20 protein-coding genes and 1 tRNA gene are annotated in these 17,943 nt (G+C 65.2%); 4 read left to right on the top strand and 17 right to left on the bottom strand.

What is annotated here, in order from left to right; genetic code table 11:
- Positions 1-70: 70 nt before the first annotated feature.
- Both Q0897_RS03145 and Q0897_RS03140 read right to left on the bottom strand, forming a co-directional pair.
- A tRNA-Arg gene (locus Q0897_RS03145) sits at positions 71-147 on the bottom strand.
- Positions 148-209: 62 nt separating this feature from the next.
- Positions 210-620, bottom strand: coding sequence for a (deoxy)nucleoside triphosphate pyrophosphohydrolase (locus tag Q0897_RS03140; RefSeq protein ID WP_299307456.1), 411 nt, complete (start codon positions 618-620; stop codon positions 210-212).
- A gap of 123 nt (positions 621-743) precedes the next feature.
- Between Q0897_RS03140 and Q0897_RS03135 the strand changes: the two genes are divergently transcribed.
- Entirely contained in the window at positions 744-929 is a 186-nt protein-coding gene (locus Q0897_RS03135; RefSeq protein WP_202084287.1) for a Flp family type IVb pilin, read from the top strand.
- A gap of 133 nt (positions 930-1,062) precedes the next feature.
- Positions 1,063-1,287, top strand: a complete 225-nt coding sequence (locus Q0897_RS03130) for a Flp family type IVb pilin (protein WP_299307455.1) — start codon at positions 1,063-1,065, stop codon at positions 1,285-1,287.
- A 123-nt stretch (positions 1,288-1,410) separates the two neighbouring features.
- Here Q0897_RS03130 and Q0897_RS03125 read toward each other — a convergent pair whose 3' ends face one another.
- From Q0897_RS03125 to Q0897_RS03105, 5 genes are all read right to left on the bottom strand, one after another.
- A complete protein-coding gene (locus Q0897_RS03125; protein ID WP_299307454.1) occupies positions 1,411-2,886 on the bottom strand; it encodes a M48 family metalloprotease in 1,476 nt (491 codons plus the stop codon).
- Positions 2,887-3,080: 194 nt separating this feature from the next.
- Complete coding sequence (locus tag Q0897_RS03120; RefSeq protein ID WP_299307453.1) at positions 3,081-4,040, bottom strand: acetyl-CoA carboxylase carboxyltransferase subunit alpha; 960 nt, start codon at positions 4,038-4,040, stop codon at positions 3,081-3,083.
- A gap of 35 nt (positions 4,041-4,075) precedes the next feature.
- Entirely contained in the window at positions 4,076-5,014 is a 939-nt protein-coding gene (locus Q0897_RS03115) for a tyrosine recombinase (protein ID WP_299307452.1), read from the bottom strand.
- Between the two features lie 37 nt (positions 5,015-5,051).
- A complete protein-coding gene (locus Q0897_RS03110) occupies positions 5,052-6,986 on the bottom strand; it encodes a hypothetical protein (protein WP_299307451.1) in 1,935 nt (644 codons plus the stop codon).
- An 82-nt stretch (positions 6,987-7,068) separates the two neighbouring features.
- Entirely contained in the window at positions 7,069-7,206 is a 138-nt protein-coding gene (locus Q0897_RS03105) for a hypothetical protein (protein ID WP_202084280.1), read from the bottom strand.
- 159 nt (positions 7,207-7,365) lie between these two features.
- Here Q0897_RS03105 and Q0897_RS03100 point away from each other — a divergent pair, with 159 nt between their 5' ends.
- Together Q0897_RS03100 and aroB are read left to right on the top strand one after the other, a co-directional pair.
- Positions 7,366-7,929, top strand: a complete 564-nt coding sequence (locus tag Q0897_RS03100) for a shikimate kinase (protein ID WP_299307583.1) — start codon at positions 7,366-7,368, stop codon at positions 7,927-7,929.
- Positions 7,926-9,050: a 3-dehydroquinate synthase gene (aroB, locus tag Q0897_RS03095; protein ID WP_299307448.1), complete on the top strand. Its 1,125-nt coding sequence runs from the start codon at positions 7,926-7,928 to the stop codon at positions 9,048-9,050. Before Q0897_RS03100 ends, aroB begins: the two co-directional genes overlap by 4 nt.
- Here aroB and Q0897_RS03090 read toward each other — a convergent pair.
- The 10 genes from Q0897_RS03090 to mce are packed head-to-tail and all read right to left on the bottom strand — an operon-like array spanning position 9,047 to position 17,900.
- Positions 9,047-9,571, bottom strand: a complete 525-nt coding sequence (locus tag Q0897_RS03090; RefSeq protein WP_299307446.1) for a YetF domain-containing protein — start codon at positions 9,569-9,571, stop codon at positions 9,047-9,049. The genes aroB and Q0897_RS03090 overlap by 4 nt on opposite strands.
- A 37-nt stretch (positions 9,572-9,608) precedes the next feature.
- Positions 9,609-10,166, bottom strand: coding sequence for a YetF domain-containing protein (locus tag Q0897_RS03085; RefSeq protein WP_299307444.1), 558 nt, complete (start codon positions 10,164-10,166; stop codon positions 9,609-9,611).
- A gap of 60 nt (positions 10,167-10,226) precedes the next feature.
- A complete protein-coding gene (locus Q0897_RS03080; protein WP_299307442.1) occupies positions 10,227-10,673 on the bottom strand; it encodes a DUF488 domain-containing protein in 447 nt (148 codons plus the stop codon).
- A complete protein-coding gene (locus Q0897_RS03075) occupies positions 10,670-11,041 on the bottom strand; it encodes a tRNA-binding protein (protein ID WP_299307440.1) in 372 nt (123 codons plus the stop codon). The genes Q0897_RS03080 and Q0897_RS03075 overlap by 4 nt, the downstream gene beginning before the upstream one ends.
- Positions 11,041-13,068, bottom strand: a complete 2,028-nt coding sequence (locus Q0897_RS03070) for an acetyl/propionyl/methylcrotonyl-CoA carboxylase subunit alpha (RefSeq protein WP_299307439.1) — start codon at positions 13,066-13,068, stop codon at positions 11,041-11,043. Before Q0897_RS03070 ends, Q0897_RS03075 begins: the two co-directional genes overlap by 1 nt.
- Positions 13,068-13,418 carry a lysozyme inhibitor LprI family protein gene (locus Q0897_RS03065; RefSeq protein ID WP_299307438.1) on the bottom strand — a complete coding sequence of 117 codons (351 nt, stop codon included), beginning with the start codon at positions 13,416-13,418 and terminating at the stop codon, positions 13,068-13,070. The genes Q0897_RS03070 and Q0897_RS03065 overlap by 1 nt, the downstream gene beginning before the upstream one ends.
- The gene (gene bioB, locus Q0897_RS03060) at positions 13,415-14,422 is read right to left on the bottom strand and encodes a biotin synthase BioB (protein WP_299307436.1); all 1,008 of its coding nucleotides are present in this window, start codon (positions 14,420-14,422) and stop codon (positions 13,415-13,417) included. The genes Q0897_RS03065 and bioB overlap by 4 nt, the downstream gene beginning before the upstream one ends.
- Positions 14,419-16,668 (bottom strand): methylmalonyl-CoA mutase, encoded by a 2,250-nt coding sequence (gene scpA, locus Q0897_RS03055; RefSeq protein WP_299307435.1) that lies wholly within the window; start codon positions 16,666-16,668, stop codon positions 14,419-14,421. Before scpA ends, bioB begins: the two co-directional genes overlap by 4 nt.
- An 18-nt stretch (positions 16,669-16,686) precedes the next feature.
- Positions 16,687-17,460 (bottom strand): enoyl-CoA hydratase-related protein, encoded by a 774-nt coding sequence (locus Q0897_RS03050; RefSeq protein WP_299307433.1) that lies wholly within the window; start codon positions 17,458-17,460, stop codon positions 16,687-16,689.
- Between the two features lie 2 nt (positions 17,461-17,462).
- Positions 17,463-17,900: a methylmalonyl-CoA epimerase gene (gene mce / locus Q0897_RS03045; protein WP_299307432.1), complete on the bottom strand. Its 438-nt coding sequence runs from the start codon at positions 17,898-17,900 to the stop codon at positions 17,463-17,465.
- Positions 17,901-17,943: the final 43 nt, after the last annotated feature.

The following is a 17,943-nucleotide window of genomic DNA, read 5'->3' as shown; positions in this document are numbered from 1 at the left end:
CCGGCCGGCAAACGCAAAACGCAGACACGAAAAAGGCCGCTCCCTCTTGCGAAGGAGCGGCCTGAATTCATGGTGCGCCCGGAAGGATTCGAACCTCCGGCCCCCTGATTCGTAGTCAGGTACTCTATCCAGCTGAGCTACGGGCGCCTTGTGGGGTGGCAAATAGTCGGCACGCCGAACATTGGCAAGCCCTGTCTGTAACAAAATTATCAACCGCCGAGAAATCCGCGAAATCGCAGCAGTTCCCGGTCGAGCGGCGCGAGATCGAGCGTGTCCAGCATGTTCGCCGCCGTCCATCGCAAGGCTCCGCCTTCCTGCGGATCCGGCGTCCCCGACCAGCGCCGGCAGGCATAAAGGAGAAGCACGATTCCCCCGCCGCCCGGCCCGCCCCGGCGCGAGGACACGAACCCCGACGGCACGCAATCGTCCGGTGCGACGACAATGGCCAGTTCCTCCTGCAGTTCGCGGGCGAGCGCATGGTCCGGCTGCTCGCCCGGATCGACCTTTCCGCCGGGAAACTCCCAGAGACCGCCATGATGCTTGCCCTCTGGCCGCCTGTGCATCGCGATCCGCCCGTCCGGACCGATCAGCGCGCCGGCGACGACAATGATCGGTGCCATCGTTTTTTTCATCCCATCCGCGTGCAAGCCCGAGGGGCCGCTCAACCAAAGCTTAACGGCTTTGCTGCATCACATGCCCCGTATCCGAAGAAAAGACCTGCCGCAAAAACCAAGGAGCGCCGGATGACCAGCTGGATCAAGGCAATTTGGCACGATGAAAGCGCCGCCACCGCCGTGGAATACGGCCTGATCGCGGCGGTGCTGGTGATCGGGCTCATCGGTTCGCTGGTTTTCTTCGCGTCCAGCACGATTGGCATGTGGGACGGCGTATCGACCCGGACACAAAACGCCGTGGAAAAGAAGAATTAAACGAATTTACGATTTATTCAGTAATTCCCCTTAACCATCGAATGGCGCGATCTCAACGGAATGGGGGCAATACGAAATTCGCCAGACCGTAATTTGAACGGCGCAATCGAGTTTTGAAGTCAGGAGACCAACCATGAAGCTTTTCCACCAGATCATCAAAGACGAATCCGGCGCGACCGCCATCGAATACGGCCTGATCGCCGCCCTCATCGCCGTGGCATGCATCGGCGCGCTCACCACGCTGAGCGGTAGCCTGCAGGGCACGTTCACGACCGTCGGGACCAAGCTGGGCGGCGACGCCGGTGCCGGTGCTGGCGCGGACGCCGGTGCGGATGCTGGCGCGGACCCCGCCGCCTAATTCCCAAATCCATCTACCCGAGTACAAGCGACGGGCGGCGAGCAATCGCCGCCCGTTTCGTTTGGCGCATGAAAAAGGCGGCATCCGGAAATGCCGCCTTTCTCCATGTCAGGGCGAAGGGAATCAGTAGGTAACGATCTTCACCTTCTTGCCTGCGCGCAACGTCGCATTCGGGTCGAGCGAGTTCAGCACCAGGAACCGTTCGAGCTGCGCATTGTCATACGCCATCCGTTTGGCGAGCGAGCGAATGGTATCGCCCGATTTCACCGTCACGACGCTGACCTTGCGCGGCTTCACGGCATTGGCCTCTGCCGAGGAGATGCGGCGCATCGAATTGAACATCGGATTGAATGTCGCGGTCTGACCTACCGGCGTGATGGTCAGGAAGTGAAACGCCTGATCGTTCGAGAACTCATAGGCGAAGACGGTCACCTCGACATTCGACTGCCCATTGTTCACGCGCGCCTGGCCATAGGCGGCCTCGATCCCGTTGACCGTGGTGCGCTGTATCGCCTGCGGCACGATGTTCTGCTGCCCTTGCGGGGTGAGATCGGCGAACGCGGCGCGGATGTAGCTGTCGAGATTATTGCCATAAGGCCGCGTGGTGAGCTGCGCCTTGCCCGTCTGTCCGGTGATGGTGACGGCCTGCGTGCCGTTCACCATGAAATATCCGTCGGGGGCACGAAACTGAAAACCGAACACCGGGTGGATGAAGGTGGAGCCGTTCACCACGCCCTGCTTCGGGTCGTCGCCATACATCATGCCGTTGATACGGCTGAGGAAAACGTCGCGATTGGTGACATTGCCGGGCATGCCCTGCGCCTCGGCCAGCGCTTCGTTCACGCGGCTCGCCGGATCGGGGTGAGTCGAAGCCCATTCGGGAACGTTGGTGTCGCCCCGGCCCGTCAACCGCGCGTCGAGCGCGTTCTGCTCGGCCAAGCTGCGCAGCACGGTGCCCATCGCGCGCGGATCGTAACCCGCCGACGACAGATAGGCGACGCCGAGATCGTCGGCCTGACGTTCCTGGCTCCGCGAATAGCCGAGGGTGAGCAACTGGCTGCCGGTTTGCGCAACCTGCTGCCCGATCTGTCCAAGCGCGCTATTGCCGAGCAGCACGCCCGAAAGCACGGAGCCCAGCACGCCGAGGATCGAGTTCTGCTGCGCCGCTTTCTGTCGCGATTGCGAATGGCGCGCCGCGACGTGGCCGACTTCGTGACCCAGCACGGCGGCGAGTTCCGCCTCGTTATCCATGAGCCCGACAAGCTGACGCGTGGTGTAGATATAGCCGCCGGGAATGGCGAAAGCGTTGTTCACCGGCGAATTGAGCAGGGTCACCGTATAGGCGCTCTGCGCGTTGGCGAGCCCGGATTGCGTGGCGATGTTCTGGCCGACCTGCTGCACATAGTCTGCACCCGGACCTTCGTAGGAACCGCCGAACTCGGCCACGAGCTGCGGATGCGCCTGTGCGCCCTGCTGCTTTTCCTCCGGCGTGATCGCCTGCGCCTGTCCCGGCACCACCGGCGGCGTGGTCGTGCCCGCACAGCCCGACAAGGCCAGCGCGCCAACGGATGCAAACGCGGTCAACCGCACCTTGCGCATAAACGTGGGGAAAGGGGTGGCGGGGCGGTTCGGCATTTGATCAGGCTCCTCGATACGAACGTGACGAGGGCGGGCGCATTCGGACGGACCTGCGACCACACCCCGGTATGTTGCGAGTAAAACCAGCCTGATACTGCAATTGTTCCCGGCGGCGTTCGTCCGATCGTTCGACCGCCGTCACCCGGTGCGCGCGATTATGACCCGAGCGATCCGATCGCGACGAAGCGGTCCGCACGCTGACGCTGCAAGGTTGCGGGGTCGAGCCGCGACAGCACGGAAAGCTCCTGCTCGATCGCGTCGGCCAGATTTTGCGACGCCGCCGCAGGATCGCGATGCGCCCCGCCGAGCGGTTCTGCCACGATGCGGTCGATGACCTGAAACCGGCGGAGATCCTGCGCCGTGACCTTCATCGCCTCGGCCGCTTCGGGCGCCTTTTCGTTGGTGCGCCACAGGATCGAGGCACACCCCTCGGGCGAGATCACGGAATAGACCGCATGTTCCATCATGAGCACGCGTTCCGCCGCGGCCAGCGCCACCGCGCCGCCCGATCCGCCCTCGCCCACGATCGCGGCGACCATCGCCACCGGGAGGTTGAGGCAGGCCTCCGTCGCGCGGGCGATCGCCTCGGCTTGGCCGCGCTCTTCCGCCTCAACGCCCGGAAACGCCCCGCTCGTATCGACGAGCGTGACCACCGGCAGCCCGAACCGCCCGGCCAGCTCCATCAGGCGGATCGCCTTGCGATAGCCTTCCGGCTTGCCCATGCCGAAATTGTGGCGGAGCCGGCTCTGCGTATCATTGCCCTTTTCATGCCCGATCAGCATGACGCGCCGGTTGCCCATCGTCGCGAAGCCGCCCATGATCGCCTGGTCATCGCCAAACGCACGGTCGCCCGCGAGCGGCACGAAATCGGTGAAGGCATGGGCGACGTAATCGCCGAAATGCGGGCGGGCCGGATGGCGGGCGACCTGCGTCTTCTGCCACGGGGTCAGGTTGCGATAGATCGCGGCGCGCTGCGCATCGGCCTTGGCCTGCAGCTTGGCGATGTCGCCGGCCATTTCCCCGGCGACATCCGCCTTTTCGGCGGTTTCGCGCAATTCGGCGATCCGCCGTTCCAGCTCGGCAAGCGGCTTTTCAAATTCGAGATAGCTAATCATTTCGCGCCAACCGCTACGGTCGAAGGCCGCGCCGGTCAACTCGTATCCGACGCATTCCCACCCCGCCGCGCCAAAGGATGGCGCGCATTGACAAGCGCGACGAGCCGCCCCGCATCGACATGGGTGTAGATTTGCGTCGTCGCGATATCGGCATGGCCGAGCAGGCTCTGCAACACGCGCAGGTCGGCCCCGCCCTCGAGCAGATGCGTGGCAAAAGCATGGCGGAGCACATGCGGGCTGACCGATTCGGGCGCGATCCCCGCCCGCGTGGCCAGTTCGCGCAGCATCTGAAACAGGCGGACCCGGCTTATATGAGAGCCGCGCGAGGGAAAGAGGTAGCGCGAGCCCGCATCGCGCCCCGCCCCGCGCACCGCCATCCAGTCGGAGAGCGCCGCCCGCGCCCGCCCGCTCACCGGCACGAGCCGTTCCTGACCGCCCTTCCCCTTGACGGTGAGCAGCGGCGCATCGCGCGGCACCGCACTCAGCGGCAGCGACACAAGCTCCGTCGCGCGCAGGCCGGACCCGTAAAGCAATTCCAGCAGCGCCAGCATGCGCAGCGCCGCGGGCCTTGCCTCCGCCGCCTCCTCCTCCGCGCGGGTCAGCAGCGCCTCCACCTCCGCATGGGACAAGATCCGCGGCAGCGGGCGCCGCGTCACAGGTTTCGGCAGAGCGCCGGATGGATCGTCGTCCCGAATGTGCGAATCGATCAGAAAGCCATAAAACTGCCGCAGGGCGGAACAACGCCGCGCGACGCTCGACGGCGCAAGGGCGGACCATTGCGGGCCGAGCGCGGCCAGATCGTCCGGCCCGGCGCGAAGCAGCGAGGGCAACGCATCGCGCGCGGCATCCAGATCGCGGCGATAGGCGGCAATGGTATTGGCCGCCGCCCCCCGGTCCACCGCCGCCATTTCGAGAAACGCGTCGATCGCGGCACGGTCGGCGCACGCGCTTTCGCCGGCAGTTCCATCGCTCACCGCCGTGTGCCCCGGTCCCGAAGCACGCACCGCGTCATCAGGCGCGCGCGACGGCCTCGGCCGCGATCATCCGCGCCTCCGCACGCAAGCCCGCGGTGTTGAGCGCGGACACGATGTGATAGAGATAGAGCGGCGTCATCTTGCTCCAGTCGCTGCCCTGCATCCCCAGCGCGGCGAGATAGGTGACAAGCGGCTGGTTGCGCCGCTGTGCCGAGCGGCTGATCGCCTGCGTCCACCGGGTGCGGCGGGCAAGGTCGAAGCCCATGTCGCTCGCGAGTTCCGCGCTCGTCCCATCGTCGAGCCGCCCCAGCCCGGCCAGCCCCGCGACGAGGAAAGCGGCCTGACGCTCGCTCCCCACGTCCATGTAATCGCGCACCGCGCCCTCGCTGACTTCGGCAGACGCCGGATTGGCGAGCGACAGCAACGCCCACCCTTGCGACCCGGTCGGCACCACGCTGGCCCAGCGCAGCGCATTGCGATCCAGCCCCGCCGTCAGCATCGAGGCGATGAGCGGCCCCGCATCCTCGGCAAATTCTTCCGACGGGAGCAGCCGCGCCGCGGCATAGGCGGTGAGCACCTGGCGCGATTCGTAATTCGCCGCGGCCTCGCCGCTGGTCGCGCGATCGCCCCAGATCTCGCGGATGGCCGCGAGCCGCTGCGACGGCGTGCCGACATAGGCGGTGCGGAGCCGGTTCGCCTGCGCCGCCGCATCGCCCTCCATGTCGGTTTGCGCGTAAATCTGGGAATAGAGATCGACCAGCGCCGCGCTCGACAATATGCCCGCCGCGGCGGCCCTCTGTGCGCCCTTCGCCCGTTCGCCGAGGCCGACATTGGGCGATGTCGCCGCATAATAGGCATAGCGCGGCCCACCCGCATCGACGAGCGCGGCCGGAACCGTGCCCCCCGTCGCGGTGGCGAGTGCATAGCGCCACGGCGTCAGCTCATCCACATCGTCCCATTCGACGGTGACGGCGCGGCGTTCGGTGCCGAAAGCGCCGGCGTATTTCTGCGCGAGCAGGGCATCGATGGCGGGCGCCTGTTCGCGGCGCAGCATACGCTCGATCCGGTCCATTCCGCTCGTCTCGCCCGAATAGGTCGAGCAGATCCCGCGCAGGAGGTTCCATTGCGGATCGTCCCGTTCCGCCCCGTGCAGGCGCACCATCGGGCACGCGCCGGTGATGTCACCGTTGGCGAGATAGCTGTCATAGGCCGTCGCGATGAGCGCGGGCGAATAATCGGCGGTATCGACCTGCTGCACCATGGCGCGGGCGACGGTGCTTTCGCCGAGCCGCAACAGCGCCGCGGTGCGCAGCGCGGCGAATTCCACCCCGTCCATGCCCGACGGCGTCTCCAGCCGACTCGCCAATGCGCGGCGCAGCGCGATATGGCCCCAGCGCGATACGAGCGGCCCCTCGATCCCGTTGAGCACATTGCGTACGAACAACCCGGCCGTATTGCCGAGCGACGACGCCGCCATCCCGCGCTCCTCCGGGCCGAGCAGGCCGACCTCGTCCGTCGAACGGCGCGCCGCGGGCGGAATGTCGAAACTCGGGCGCAGGCCGAGCAATTCGTCGATCTCGTCAGTGTCCGCCGAATCGAGCGTATCGAGCTCGTTGATCCGGCGCAGGATTTCGCGCGCGCGCTCGATCCCGCTCGTCGGCGCGGAGGCGGACGGGGTCGCGTTCGCGGACGACGCACCGCGCGAGCCGGAGCCGGTTCCAGAGGACCTGGTGCTATCCGGTATGTCCTGCACCACCGGGCGCGACGTCGTGGCCGGCGCGGGCGCAGGGGTCGGGGCCGGTCGCGAGGTGGGCGCGGGACGGGGTGCGGGCGCAGGGGACGGACGCGGCGCGGGCGCCGGTGCGGGATCGTCGAAACCCGGCGGCAGCAGCGATTCCGGCGCGCCCTGCGCCTGAAGCGCGAGAACCGGCGCACTGGCCAGCAAGAGAGCTATGAGAGCTTTGGTCTTCATCGGTGCATGCTCTTGTTCATTGTGCGCTTCGCGTCAATCGGCCCGGTCGACAGGGCGGTGCCCCTTGGCACTGTTCGCGGCATCATTCGGTCCCGCCCTCGTCCAGTGCGACCGGCTGTTCGATCATGCGGGTTTCCTCCCGCCCCCCGTCGATCCAGGCATAGGCCACTATCGCCAGAATGAGGATGATCGCGGCCACCAGGCCCCTGCCAATGTGCATCGCGTTCGGCTCGTTCCCATTTTCGTACAATGCGGCCACGCGATCAATCGCGCCCGCACGCTTGCGCCGACGCCTAGCCCATCTATACGCGGTCCCGCAATGGATCACGCGCATGACAATTCGGACCATGATGACCATGACGGCGCGGCGGGGCCGCCGATGCCGTCCGCCGCCGCGATGGATGCCCTCATCACGCGGATCGATCGCCCCATCGTGCTGGTCGGGCTCATGGGTGTGGGCAAGTCGACCGTCGGGCGAAAGCTCGCGCAGGTGCTCACCACCCCGTTCGTCGATGCGGACGATGCCATCACGGCGGCGGCGCAAATGCCGATCCCCGACATTTTCGACCAGTATGGCGAGGCGCATTTCCGCGATGGCGAACGCCGGGTGATCGCGCGTCTGATCGAGGAGAACACCGGCCGCGCCGCCGTCATCGCGACCGGCGGCGGTGCCTTCGCCGATGACGAAACGCGCAGCCTCATCCTCGATCGTGCGATTGCCGTGTGGCTCGACGCGCGGATCGAGGTGCTGGCCGAGCGGGTCGGGCGCAAGCAGACGCGCCCGCTGCTCATCGGGCGCGACCCGCACGAAGTACTGGCCGAGTTGATGGCGAAGCGCGGCCCCGCCTATGCGCAGGCCCCCATCCGCATCGTCAGCGACCAGGGACCGCACGCGCATAGCGTGGCGCGCATCCTGGCGGCATTGATGGAGTATGTGACATGACGCATGAAACCGTCCGCGTGGAACTGGGCGCCGGATCGGAGAAGGACCGCAGCTATTCCGTGCTGGTCGGTGACGGGCTGATCGCGGATATGGCGGGATTGGCCGGGCCGTTGCTGCGCAAGCCGGTGGTGCCGGTCGTGACCGACGAGAATGTCGCGCGCCTGTATCGCGGCGCCGTGGATGCTGCGTTGCAGGCCGCGGGGAAAGACGCGCGCTGGCTCGTCCTGCCGCCGGGCGAGGCGACGAAGGACTGGGCTCACCTCGCGAAGGTCAGCGATTTCTTCCTGACCGAGGGGGTCGAGCGGGGCGACCATGTCATTGCGCTGGGCGGCGGGGTCATTGGCGATCTCACCGGCTTTGCCGCCGCCATATTGAAGCGCGGATGCGGTTTCATCCAGATCCCGACCAGCCTGCTCGCCCAGGTGGACAGCAGCGTCGGCGGAAAGACCGCGATCAATACGCCCGCGGGCAAGAATCTCGTCGGGGCCTTTCACCAACCCGCGCTGGTGCTCGCCGACATCGGCGCGCTTGCCACGCTGCCGATGCGCGAATTGCGCGCAGGCTATGCCGAGGTCGTGAAATACGGGCTGATCGACGACCCGGAATTTTTCGAATGGTGCGAAACGAACGGCCCGGCCCTGCTCGCCGGCGATGCGGATCTGCGCCGCCATGCGGTCACATGCTCCGTCGCGGCAAAGGCCCGCGTGGTCGCCGCGGACGAACGGGAATTGAGCGGGACGCGCGCCCTCCTCAATCTCGGCCATACGTTCGGTCACGCGCTGGAGGCGGAAACCGGATATTCCGACCGGCTCCTGCATGGGGAGGCGGTGGCACTGGGCATGGTGCTTGCCGCGCGCTATTCCGTGCGCAGCGGTCACATGGACGCGGACGATGCGGACCGTATCGCCGCGCATTTCGCGGCCTGCGGGATGATGGCGGAACTGTCCGATCTCGGCCTGTCGTGCAGCGGGCGGCGGCTCGCCGATCACATGCTCCATGACAAGAAGATGGATGCGGGCACGCTGCCCTTCGTCCTGATGCGCGGGATCGGTGCGGCCTTCCTCGACCGGGCGGTCGACATCGACGACATCGCCGCCTTCATGGGCGAGCAGCTGGCCTAAAGGCTGGTCTCCTCCGGCCCCAGCACCGAGCGCAGGGCCGTGAAATCGCGCGACGGCCCCTGACATATGACGGAGAGCGAGCCGTCGGATTCGAGGACGACCGCGCTGACATTGGCGATCTTGCCTTCGCCGTGCTTGCGGATTGCCGCCTCGACCTCGCCTTGGGTGATGCGTTCATTGCGCAGCGCCTCGTCATGGAACTTGCCATCCGACAGCAGCAGGCGGGGTTCCGAGCGCAAAGCCTTGGCAAAGCGATGGCTGCAATTGGAGAGCCACGTCACCACCATCTGCAACGCGGCGAGGCCGAGCAGCGCCGCCGCCCCTTCGGACAGGGAAATATCCTTGAGCAGGATCGTACTGGCCAGGATCGACCCCAGCGCGATGGTCACCACGAAATCGAACGCGTTGAGCTTCGACAGGGAGCGTTTCCCCGCCACGCGCAGGATCACGATGATGAGCGCATAAGACGTTGCGACCATCGCGAGAACTCTGAGGACCTGCTCCCAACTATCGAAAAACATTACTCATTCCTTGGATATTATGATCGGCATCCACGCATCACATGTCGGTGCCGCTCTTACGCACGGGGTTCAGCACGCTGCGGGTATGGGCCTTGGATCGCGGGATCACGCTGAACGTGCCGTCGCTTTCGAGCACGACGGCGGCGATATCCTCCCGGTCGCCGAAGCCTTTCTTGCGAATTTCGGATTCGACCTCGTGATGGGTGATCCGTTCGTCGCGCATCGCGGCTTCGCAAAACGCTCCGTTTTCGAGGAGGAGCCGCGGTTCGGACCGGATCAACCGCTTGAACCTGTCGGAATGGATCGACCATTTCGACACGATCCACTGAAGGCCGCACAGCATCACGAACGCCATCGCCCCTTCGACATAGGCGACGTTTTCGGACAATAATATGCTGGCGAGCGTGGACCCCAGCGCGACGGTGACGACGAAATCGAACACGTTCAGCTTCGCCAGCGAACGCTTGCCCACGATGCGCAGGATCACGATCAACCCGATATAGGCAAACGTCGTCATCACGATAACCCGCTCGATCCCGAACCAGTTATCGTAGAACATCTTCGCCAGGTCGGCGGCGATTTTCCCGAAATCCATAACCGACCTTACGCCCGGCCGCGCAGTCGGTTCCTCAATGCGGCGCGGCCCGGCTGTCCCTTACGGCAAAAGGTCGATCGCGGTGAAATCGTCGAGCATCGCGGCGTGCAGGATCGACCGATGGCATTTGCTGGCATCGCGACAGAAGCACAGCATGGCGGTGCGATGATGGAGCGCCAGATCGCGCAACTCCGCACCGGCGGCCAGTGCCTCCGGCAGTTCGAGCTGTCCTTCGTAAATGCGTTCCAACGTGGCCCGATCGCCCTTGCGCGCCGCCTCCCGCCCCTCCTTCGGCGTGCCGAGCGGCTTCATGTGGCGATAGGCGATGCCCGCCTCCCGCGCCGCGCCGGCCAGCGCGGTCTTCGAAAATCCGGGCCGCCGCGACAGGGGCAAGGCCCGCACGTCGACAAGCAGTTCGATCCCCGCCTCGGTAAGCGCGTCGATAAGCGCAGGAACGGTCGCCTGCTCGTACCCGATGGTCCAGATCCGGCGTCCCGGCTCGCTCAAAACAGGCGCGATCCGTTCGGCACCGGCGTGTCCGGCGCGAACAGGACCACCTCGCCCGCCTCATCCGCGAAACCGATGGTCAGCACCTCCGACATCAACGGCCCGATCTGCCGCGGCGGGAAATTCACCACCGCGGCGACCTGCCGTCCGACAAGATCCTCGCGCGTGTAATTTACCGTGATCTGCGCGCTGGATTTTCGCGTGCCGATGGCTGGGCCGAAATCGATATGGAGGATATAGGCAGGCTTGCGCGCCTCCGGAAAATCGAGCGCCTCGACCACCGTGCCGACGCGAATGTCGGATTTCAGGAAGGTCCCGAAATCCGTCGCCTCGGCCGGTGGGGCGGATGGATCGTGGTGAAGGTGCATTATTCCAGTTCGAGGATGATGGCGTCCACAGCGAGGCTGTCGCCCTCCGCCGCCTCGATCGATTTGACAGTCCCGCTCTTTTCCGCGCGCAGGATGTTTTCCATCTTCATCGCCTCCACCGTGGCGAGCGGCTGACCGGTTTCGACCTTGTCGCCCTCACCCACATGAAGCGATACGAGAAGACCCGGCATCGGGCACACCAGATATTTGCTCATGTCCGGCGGGATCTTTTCGATCATGTGCTTCTGATGCTTGGCGACGCGGGTCGGCAACACGCGCAGGTCGTGGCTCGCCCCGCGCGCGATCAGGCGAAAACCCGCAGGCTTCGGCTTCACCTGAACCGTCATGGTCTCGCCGCCCTCGCCGTCCTCGTCACTGTCGAAGACGGCCTGCACGCTGCGCTGTCCGGGTGCGTATTCCATGGACAGGTCGATCACCGCGTCGTCGACCATGATCCGGTCGCCGGACAATTCGACGGTCATCACATCGTCCTCGATCCACACGCTCCATTCGCCCGGCGCGTGGAGCCGGTTGCCGAGCTGTCCGTCGATGCGGCGCGCGCGGTCGGCATGGGCGGCAGCGATGAACGCCCCGATCGCGGCGAGCCGCTTGCGCAGCGTTTCGTCCGCGGGCGCGCCCTGGAAACCTTCGGGATATTCCTCCGCGATGAAGCCGGTCGTCAGCTCGCCCGAACGGAAGCGGGAATGTTGCATGATGGCGGACAGGAAATCGATATTATGGCCCAGCCCCTCGATCTCGAACGCGTCCAGTGCGGCGATCTGGAGGTCGGCGGCCTCATCGCGCGTTTCGCCCCAGGTGACGAGCTTTGCGATCATGGGATCGTAGAACATCGAAACCTCGCCGCCCTCGGCGACGCCCTCGTCGACGCGGATGCCGTCCACGCCGCGAATGCCCCCGGTCCAGCCCGCGACAGGCGGGTCGTAGCGCACGAGGCGCCCCGTACTCGGCAGGAAACCGCGATAGGGATCCTCGGCATAGACGCGGTTCTCGATCGCCCAGCCTTCGATCTTTACATCGTCCTGCGTCATGTCGAGCTTTTCGCCGGCGGCGACGCGGATCATCTGCTCCACGATGTCGATGCCGGTGATCGCCTCGGTCACCGGGTGTTCCACCTGAAGCCGGGTGTTCATCTCGAGGAAGTAGAAACTCTTCCCCGTCTTGTCCGCGCCCGACACGATGAGCTCCACCGTGCCCGCGCTGTAATAGCCGACCGCACGTGACAGGGCGACGGCCTGCTCGCCCATGGCCTTGCGCATTTCGGGCGTGACGAAGGGCGACGGCGCTTCCTCGACCACCTTCTGGTGGCGCCGCTGGATCGAGCATTCGCGCTCGTTGAGGTAGAGGATGTTGCCGTGCTTGTCGCCGAGGATCTGAATCTCGATATGGCGCGGCGATTCGATGAATTTCTCGATGAAGACGCGGTCGTCGCCGAAGGAATTGAGCCCCTCGCGCTTGGTCGCCTCGAAGCCTTCCTCGACATCCTTGTCGTTCCAGGCGAGACGCATGCCCTTGCCGCCGCCGCCGGCGCTGGCCTTCATCATGACCGGGTAGCCGATCTTGTTCGCCCATTCGAGCGCCTCTGCCGTGGTGTCGATCGCGCCGCCCGAACCGGGGACGGTGTTCACCCCCGCCTTTTCGGCCAGTTTCTTGGACTCGATCTTGTCGCCCATCGCGGCAATGGCATTGACCGGCGGCCCGATGAATTCGATGCCCGCCTCGGCCAGCGCCTCGGCAAAGCTGGTGCGTTCGGACAGGAAGCCATAGCCGGGATGCACCGCATCGGCGCCGGTCTGCTTGCACGCGTCGATGATCTTGTCCGCGACGAGATAGCTTTCCGCCGCCGCCGCGGGGCCGATATGCACCGCCTCGTCCGCCATTTTCACGAAGGGCGCGCGCGCATCCGCATCGGAATAGACGGCGACGGTCGCGATGCCCATCTTCTTCGCCGACTTGATGACCCGGCAGGCGATCTCGCCACGATTTGCGATCAGGATTTTCTTGAACATCAATTCGTCTCACTCATTTCGCGCAGCTGTGTCGTGCGTGTTTTGGTCAGTTCTGTCAGGCAGGAATTGTGGATCAACGGACGGATCGAGCCGCCGGCATATTGCGCCGCAACCGCCTCGCAATGCGCGTCGCGAAATGCGAGCCACGCCCGCTGCGCCTTCAGCAGGTCGGCGAAAAGACCGCGGTTCTTCGCCACGTCGCGGGCGATCGTCCACTCGGCATTCAATGCCGCATCCGCCGACTGATACTCGGCGTAGGAGCACGCGTTCATCTCCGCCTGCGTCATCGCGTCCCCGCAATCGGGTGCGGCGGCCGGCTGCGCCATCATGGCCAGCGCAAGGAGGATCATTCCGCCGCCTCCGCAATCCGCGGTGCAGACGACCCGTCACCGCCCATGGTTTCGAGCCCGAGCCGTTCGAACAGAGCATCGTCCGCATCGTCGCCCGCGTTCCCGGCGGTGAGCAATTTTTCCCCGCTGAAAATCGAATTCGCGCCCGACAGGAAACACAACGCCTGCGTGCTGTCCGACATGCTTTCGCGCCCGGCGGACAGGCGCACCATGCTGTCCGGCATGGTGATGCGGGCGACCGCCACGGTGCGCACGAATTCGATCTCGTCGATCTTCGCCATCGGCGTATCGGCTAGCATGTCGCCCAGCACCGTGCCCTTTACCGGGACCAGCGCGTTGACCGGCACGCTTTCCGGGTGCGTGTCCATCGTGGCCAGCGCATGGATGAACCCGACGCGATCGTCGCGCGTTTCGCCCATGCCGACGATGCCGCCGCAACACACCTTGATCCCGGCGCCGCGCACGTTGCCGATCGTGTCGATGCGATCCTCGAACGTGCGGGTGGTGATGACGCGGTCGTAATATTCCGGCCCGGTGTCGATGTTGTGGTTATAGTAATCGAGCCCCGCCTCGGCGAGTTGATCCGCCTGCTCTGCGTCGAGCATCCCGGCGGTCATGCAGGTTTCCAGCCCCATCGCCTTCACCTGCCGCACCATTTCGGTGAGCGCGGGCATGTCGCGCGGCTTGGGATTGCGGAACGCCGCCCCCATGCAGAACCGGGTCGAGCCGTGGTCCTTCGCCTGCGCTGCGGCCTGGATCACCTGCCGCACATCCATCAACTTGGTCGCCTTCACCCCGCTTTCGGCTTTCACCGACTGGGAGCAATATCCGCAATCCTCGGGGCAACCGCCGGTCTTGATCGACAGCAGCGTCGAACGCTGCACCGTGCCGGCCCGGTGATGATCGCGATGCACGGCGGCGGCGCGAAATACGAGCTCGGTAAAAGGCAGGTCGAACAATCCCGCAATCTCCTCGCGGGTCCAGTCGTTACGCGGCGCGCTCATTCGGCTGCATCCTTTTCTTCTTCATCGGCGGGCGGCATGTTGTGGCCCAGCAGGCGGAGCATGTCGGCCGCGCATTCCACGACATTGCTGCCCGGACCATAGATGCCCTGCACCCCGGCATCGCGCAGATATTGGTAATCGGTCGACGGAATGACGCCGCCTGCCGTGACCTTGATGTCGCTGCGGCCAGCATCCTTCAACAGGCGGATGAGTTCGGGGATCAACGTCTTGTGCCCGGCGGCGAGCGAGGACGCGCCGATGATGTCGACATCCCGGTCGAGCGCCATTTCCAGCGTTTCCTGCGGTGTCTGGAACAAAGGCCCGGTGGTCACGTCGAAGCCCATGTCGCCGAATGCGCTGGCGATGACATTCGCGCCGCGGTCGTGGCCGTCCTGCCCCATCTTGGCGACCATCACGCGGGGCGCGCGGCCCATGCGGCGTTCGACGGCCTGAACCCCTTCGACGACGGCGCGGTAACGCGTATCCTCGGCATAGGCCTTGCCATAAATGCCCTTTACCGGGGTGGGCATGGTGTCGTGACGGCCGAACACCGCCTCCATCGCGTCGGAAATCTCGCCCAGCGTGGCGCGTTCGCGCGCGGCATCCACCGCCAGCGCCAGCACGTTGCCATCGCCGCGCGCGCCGTCCTCCAATGCTTTCAACGCGGCGCGGCATTTCGCCTCGTCCCGATTGGCGCGCGTCGTTTCGAGCCTGCGGATCTGCGAATGCCGCACGGCGGTGTTGTCGATGTCGAGCGTTTCGAGATCGTCCTCCTGCGCCAGGCGATATTTGTTGACGCCGACGATGACGTCCTCGCCCTTGTCCACGCGGGCCTGGCGGGATGCGGCGGCTTCCTCGATCATGCCCTTGGGCCAGCCCGCCGCGACGGCCTTTGCCATCCCGCCCTCGGCCTGAACCTTTTCGATGATCGCCCATGCCTCGTCGACGAGGTTCTTCGTGAGCGCCTCGACGTAATAGGACCCGCCGAGCGGATCGACCACGTTGGTCATGCCCGTTTCTTCCTGCAACACGATCTGCGTATTGCGGGCAATGCGCGCGGAAAAATCGGTCGGCAGTGCAATCGCTTCGTCAAGCGCATTGGTGTGCAGCGACTGCGTACCGCCCAGCATGGCGGCCATCGCCTCCACCGTGGTGCGGATGACATTGTTGTACGGATCCTGCTCGGTCAGGGACACGCCGCTGGTCTGGCAATGGGTGCGCAGCATCTTGGAGCGTTCGGACTGCGCACCAAGTTGCGTCATCGCCCGGTGCCACAAGGTGCGCGCGGCGCGCAGTTTCGCGACCTCCATGAAGAAATTCATGCCGATCGCAAAGAAGAACGACAGCCGACCCGCGAACCGGTCGATGTCCAGCCCGCTCTCCACCCCATATTTCACATATTCCATGCCGTCGGCGATGGTGAAGGCAAGCTCCTGCACCTGCGTCGCGCCGGCCTCCTGCATGTGATAGCCGGAGATGGAGATGGAATTGAACTTCGGCATGTGATCCGCCGTGTAGGCGAAGATGTCCGAAATGATCCGCATGCTGGGTTCGGGCGGGTAGATATAGGTGTTGCGGACCATGAACTCCTTCAGAATGTCGTTCTGAATGGTGCCCGTCAGCTGATCCGGCGTGACGCCCTGCTCCTCCGCCGCGATGATGTAGAACGCGAGACACGGGATCACCGCGCCGTTCATCGTCATCGACACGCTCATCTTGTCGAGGGGGATCTGATCGAAGAGGATCTTCATGTCCTCGACGCTGTCGATGGCGACGCCCGCCTTGCCGACATCGCCGACGACGCGGGGATGATCGCTGTCATAGCCGCGATGGGTCGCAAGGTCGAACGCGACCGAAAGCCCCTTTTGCCCGGCGGCGAGATTGCGGCGGTAGAACGCGTTGGATTCCTCCGCCGTGGAGAAGCCCGCATATTGCCGGATCGTCCATTTGCGGCCCGCATACATGCTCGCCTTCACCCCGCGCGTATAGGGCGCGAAACCGGGCAGGCCGGGATCCCAATCGACAAGGTCATCCTTTGTATACAAAGGCTTGACGTCGATACCTTCGGGCGTTTCCCAAGTGAGGTCGCGGCCCTTCACTTCCTTCGCGGCGAGTGCCTCCCAATCCGAAACGGTCGGCGCATGGTCCTCCGCCTTGGCCGGGGCGGCGGGCTTGGCGCCGGTCGCGCCGGCATCCTCGCCGGTGTGCGTCTCGATCTTCGGATCGTTGTGATCGGATGTGCTCATGCTCTGTCCTGTCGGCCCTTACCGGCCCTTGAATTCGGGTTTGCGCTTGTCGCGAAAGGCGGCGACCGCCTCTGCGAAATCCTGCGTGAAGCCGGCCGTGGTCTGATGCGTGCGCTCCGTGTCGAGGCTGGCTTCGAAATCATGGTCGAGCGCGTGGAGCACCTGCGCACGGATCAGGCCGATGGCCTTGCTCGGCCCCTTGGCGAGCCTTGTCGCGAGCGCCTTCGCCTCGGCCAGGGCGGTGCCGTCGTCGACCACGCGCGAGACCAGCCCGGCGGCAAGCGCCGCCTCCGCGCCGATCCTCTCCCCGCTCAGCAACATGTCCATCGCCCGCGCCTTGCCCACGCTTTTCGCAAGGTGCCAGGTCGTGCCCGCATCGGGAACCAGCCCGATATTGACGAATGCGAACAACAGGTAGGCCGACCGTTCGGCGATCACGATGTCCCCGCCAATGGCGAACCCCGCCCCCGCGCCCACCGCCGGGCCGTTCATCGCGACGATGAACGGTATGGACAGATCGGCAATCGCCCGCGCGACGGGATTGTAATAAAGATCGATCTTCTCGCCCAGATCGGCCGATCCGCGCGAACCGGCCTTGAGATCCGCGCCGGAGGAGAACGATTGCCCCGCCCCCGTGAGCACGATGGCCCGCGCCCCCGCCTCCGCCGCGCCGGAAAGCCCCGCGGCCAGCGCGGTCAGCAATTCCGGCGTCAACGCATTCATGCTGTCTTCGCGGTTGATCGTGAAGACGACCACATCGCCCTCGCGCTCGGTCAGGAGTTGTTCTGTCATCGTCAATGCGCCTGCTTCGGCGTTTCCATGATCTCGGTCAGCTGGCCGAGCATGTCCTTGGGATGAAGGAAGAAGATCGGCGTACCATGCGCGCCTGTGCGCGTGGGGCCGAGGATACGCTTGCCCATCGCTTCGAATTCGGCGCGCGCTTCGGCAATGTCGGGCACCTCGTAACAGATGTGATGCTGTCCGCCGGCCGGGTTCTTCGCCATGAAGCCGGCGACCGGCGACGTGTCGTCGAGCGGTGAGAGCAATTCGACCTGCGTCCCTTCGGTCTCGTCATGACCGGGCGTATGGACGAAACACACGCGCACGCCCTGTTCGGGCAGGTCGAACGGTTCCGTCACTTGCCGCGCGCCCATCGTGTCGCGGTAATGCGCGATGGCCGCGTCGATGTCCGGCACGGCGACGCCGACATGGTTCATGCGTCCAAGCTTCATGAAAGAACCCCGAAAAGAATGCTGATCACCACGATGATCGCGA

It is taken from the genome of uncultured Croceicoccus sp. (assembly GCF_947496385.1).
In the GTDB taxonomy this organism is placed as follows: Bacteria; Pseudomonadota; Alphaproteobacteria; order Sphingomonadales; family Sphingomonadaceae; genus Croceicoccus.
Note: the sequence above shows the minus strand (reverse complement) of the source record. Positions and strands in the feature narration are given on the sequence as shown.

What these genes read in the sequence shown, in the direction of transcription:
- Q0897_RS03140 (WP_299307456.1), bottom strand. Translation starts at nt 620, where the DNA reads ATGGCACCGATCATTGTCGTCGCCGGCGCGCTGATCGGTCCGGACGGG.
- Q0897_RS03135 (WP_202084287.1), top strand. Translation starts at nt 744, where the DNA reads ATGACCAGCTGGATCAAGGCAATTTGGCACGATGAAAGCGCCGCCACC.
- Q0897_RS03130 (WP_299307455.1), top strand. Translation starts at nt 1,063, where the DNA reads ATGAAGCTTTTCCACCAGATCATCAAAGACGAATCCGGCGCGACCGCC.
- Q0897_RS03125 (WP_299307454.1), bottom strand. Translation starts at nt 2,886, where the DNA reads ATGCGCAAGGTGCGGTTGACCGCGTTTGCATCCGTTGGCGCGCTGGCC.
- Q0897_RS03120 (WP_299307453.1), bottom strand. Translation starts at nt 4,040, where the DNA reads ATGATTAGCTATCTCGAATTTGAAAAGCCGCTTGCCGAGCTGGAACGG.
- Q0897_RS03110 (WP_299307451.1), bottom strand. Translation starts at nt 6,986, where the DNA reads ATGAAGACCAAAGCTCTCATAGCTCTCTTGCTGGCCAGTGCGCCGGTT.
- Q0897_RS03105 (WP_202084280.1), bottom strand. Translation starts at nt 7,206, where the DNA reads ATGCACATTGGCAGGGGCCTGGTGGCCGCGATCATCCTCATTCTGGCG.
- Q0897_RS03100 (WP_299307583.1), top strand. Translation starts at nt 7,366, where the DNA reads ATGCCGTCCGCCGCCGCGATGGATGCCCTCATCACGCGGATCGATCGC.
- aroB (WP_299307448.1), top strand. Translation starts at nt 7,926, where the DNA reads ATGACGCATGAAACCGTCCGCGTGGAACTGGGCGCCGGATCGGAGAAG.
- Q0897_RS03090 (WP_299307446.1), bottom strand. Translation starts at nt 9,571, where the DNA reads ATGTTTTTCGATAGTTGGGAGCAGGTCCTCAGAGTTCTCGCGATGGTC.
- Q0897_RS03085 (WP_299307444.1), bottom strand. Translation starts at nt 10,166, where the DNA reads ATGGATTTCGGGAAAATCGCCGCCGACCTGGCGAAGATGTTCTACGAT.
- Q0897_RS03075 (WP_299307440.1), bottom strand. Translation starts at nt 11,041, where the DNA reads ATGCACCTTCACCACGATCCATCCGCCCCACCGGCCGAGGCGACGGAT.
- Q0897_RS03070 (WP_299307439.1), bottom strand. Translation starts at nt 13,068, where the DNA reads ATGTTCAAGAAAATCCTGATCGCAAATCGTGGCGAGATCGCCTGCCGG.
- Q0897_RS03065 (WP_299307438.1), bottom strand. Translation starts at nt 13,418, where the DNA reads ATGATCCTCCTTGCGCTGGCCATGATGGCGCAGCCGGCCGCCGCACCC.
- bioB (WP_299307436.1), bottom strand. Translation starts at nt 14,422, where the DNA reads ATGAGCGCGCCGCGTAACGACTGGACCCGCGAGGAGATTGCGGGATTG.
- scpA (WP_299307435.1), bottom strand. Translation starts at nt 16,668, where the DNA reads ATGAGCACATCCGATCACAACGATCCGAAGATCGAGACGCACACCGGC.
- Q0897_RS03050 (WP_299307433.1), bottom strand. Translation starts at nt 17,460, where the DNA reads ATGACAGAACAACTCCTGACCGAGCGCGAGGGCGATGTGGTCGTCTTC.
- mce (WP_299307432.1), bottom strand. Translation starts at nt 17,900, where the DNA reads ATGAAGCTTGGACGCATGAACCATGTCGGCGTCGCCGTGCCGGACATC.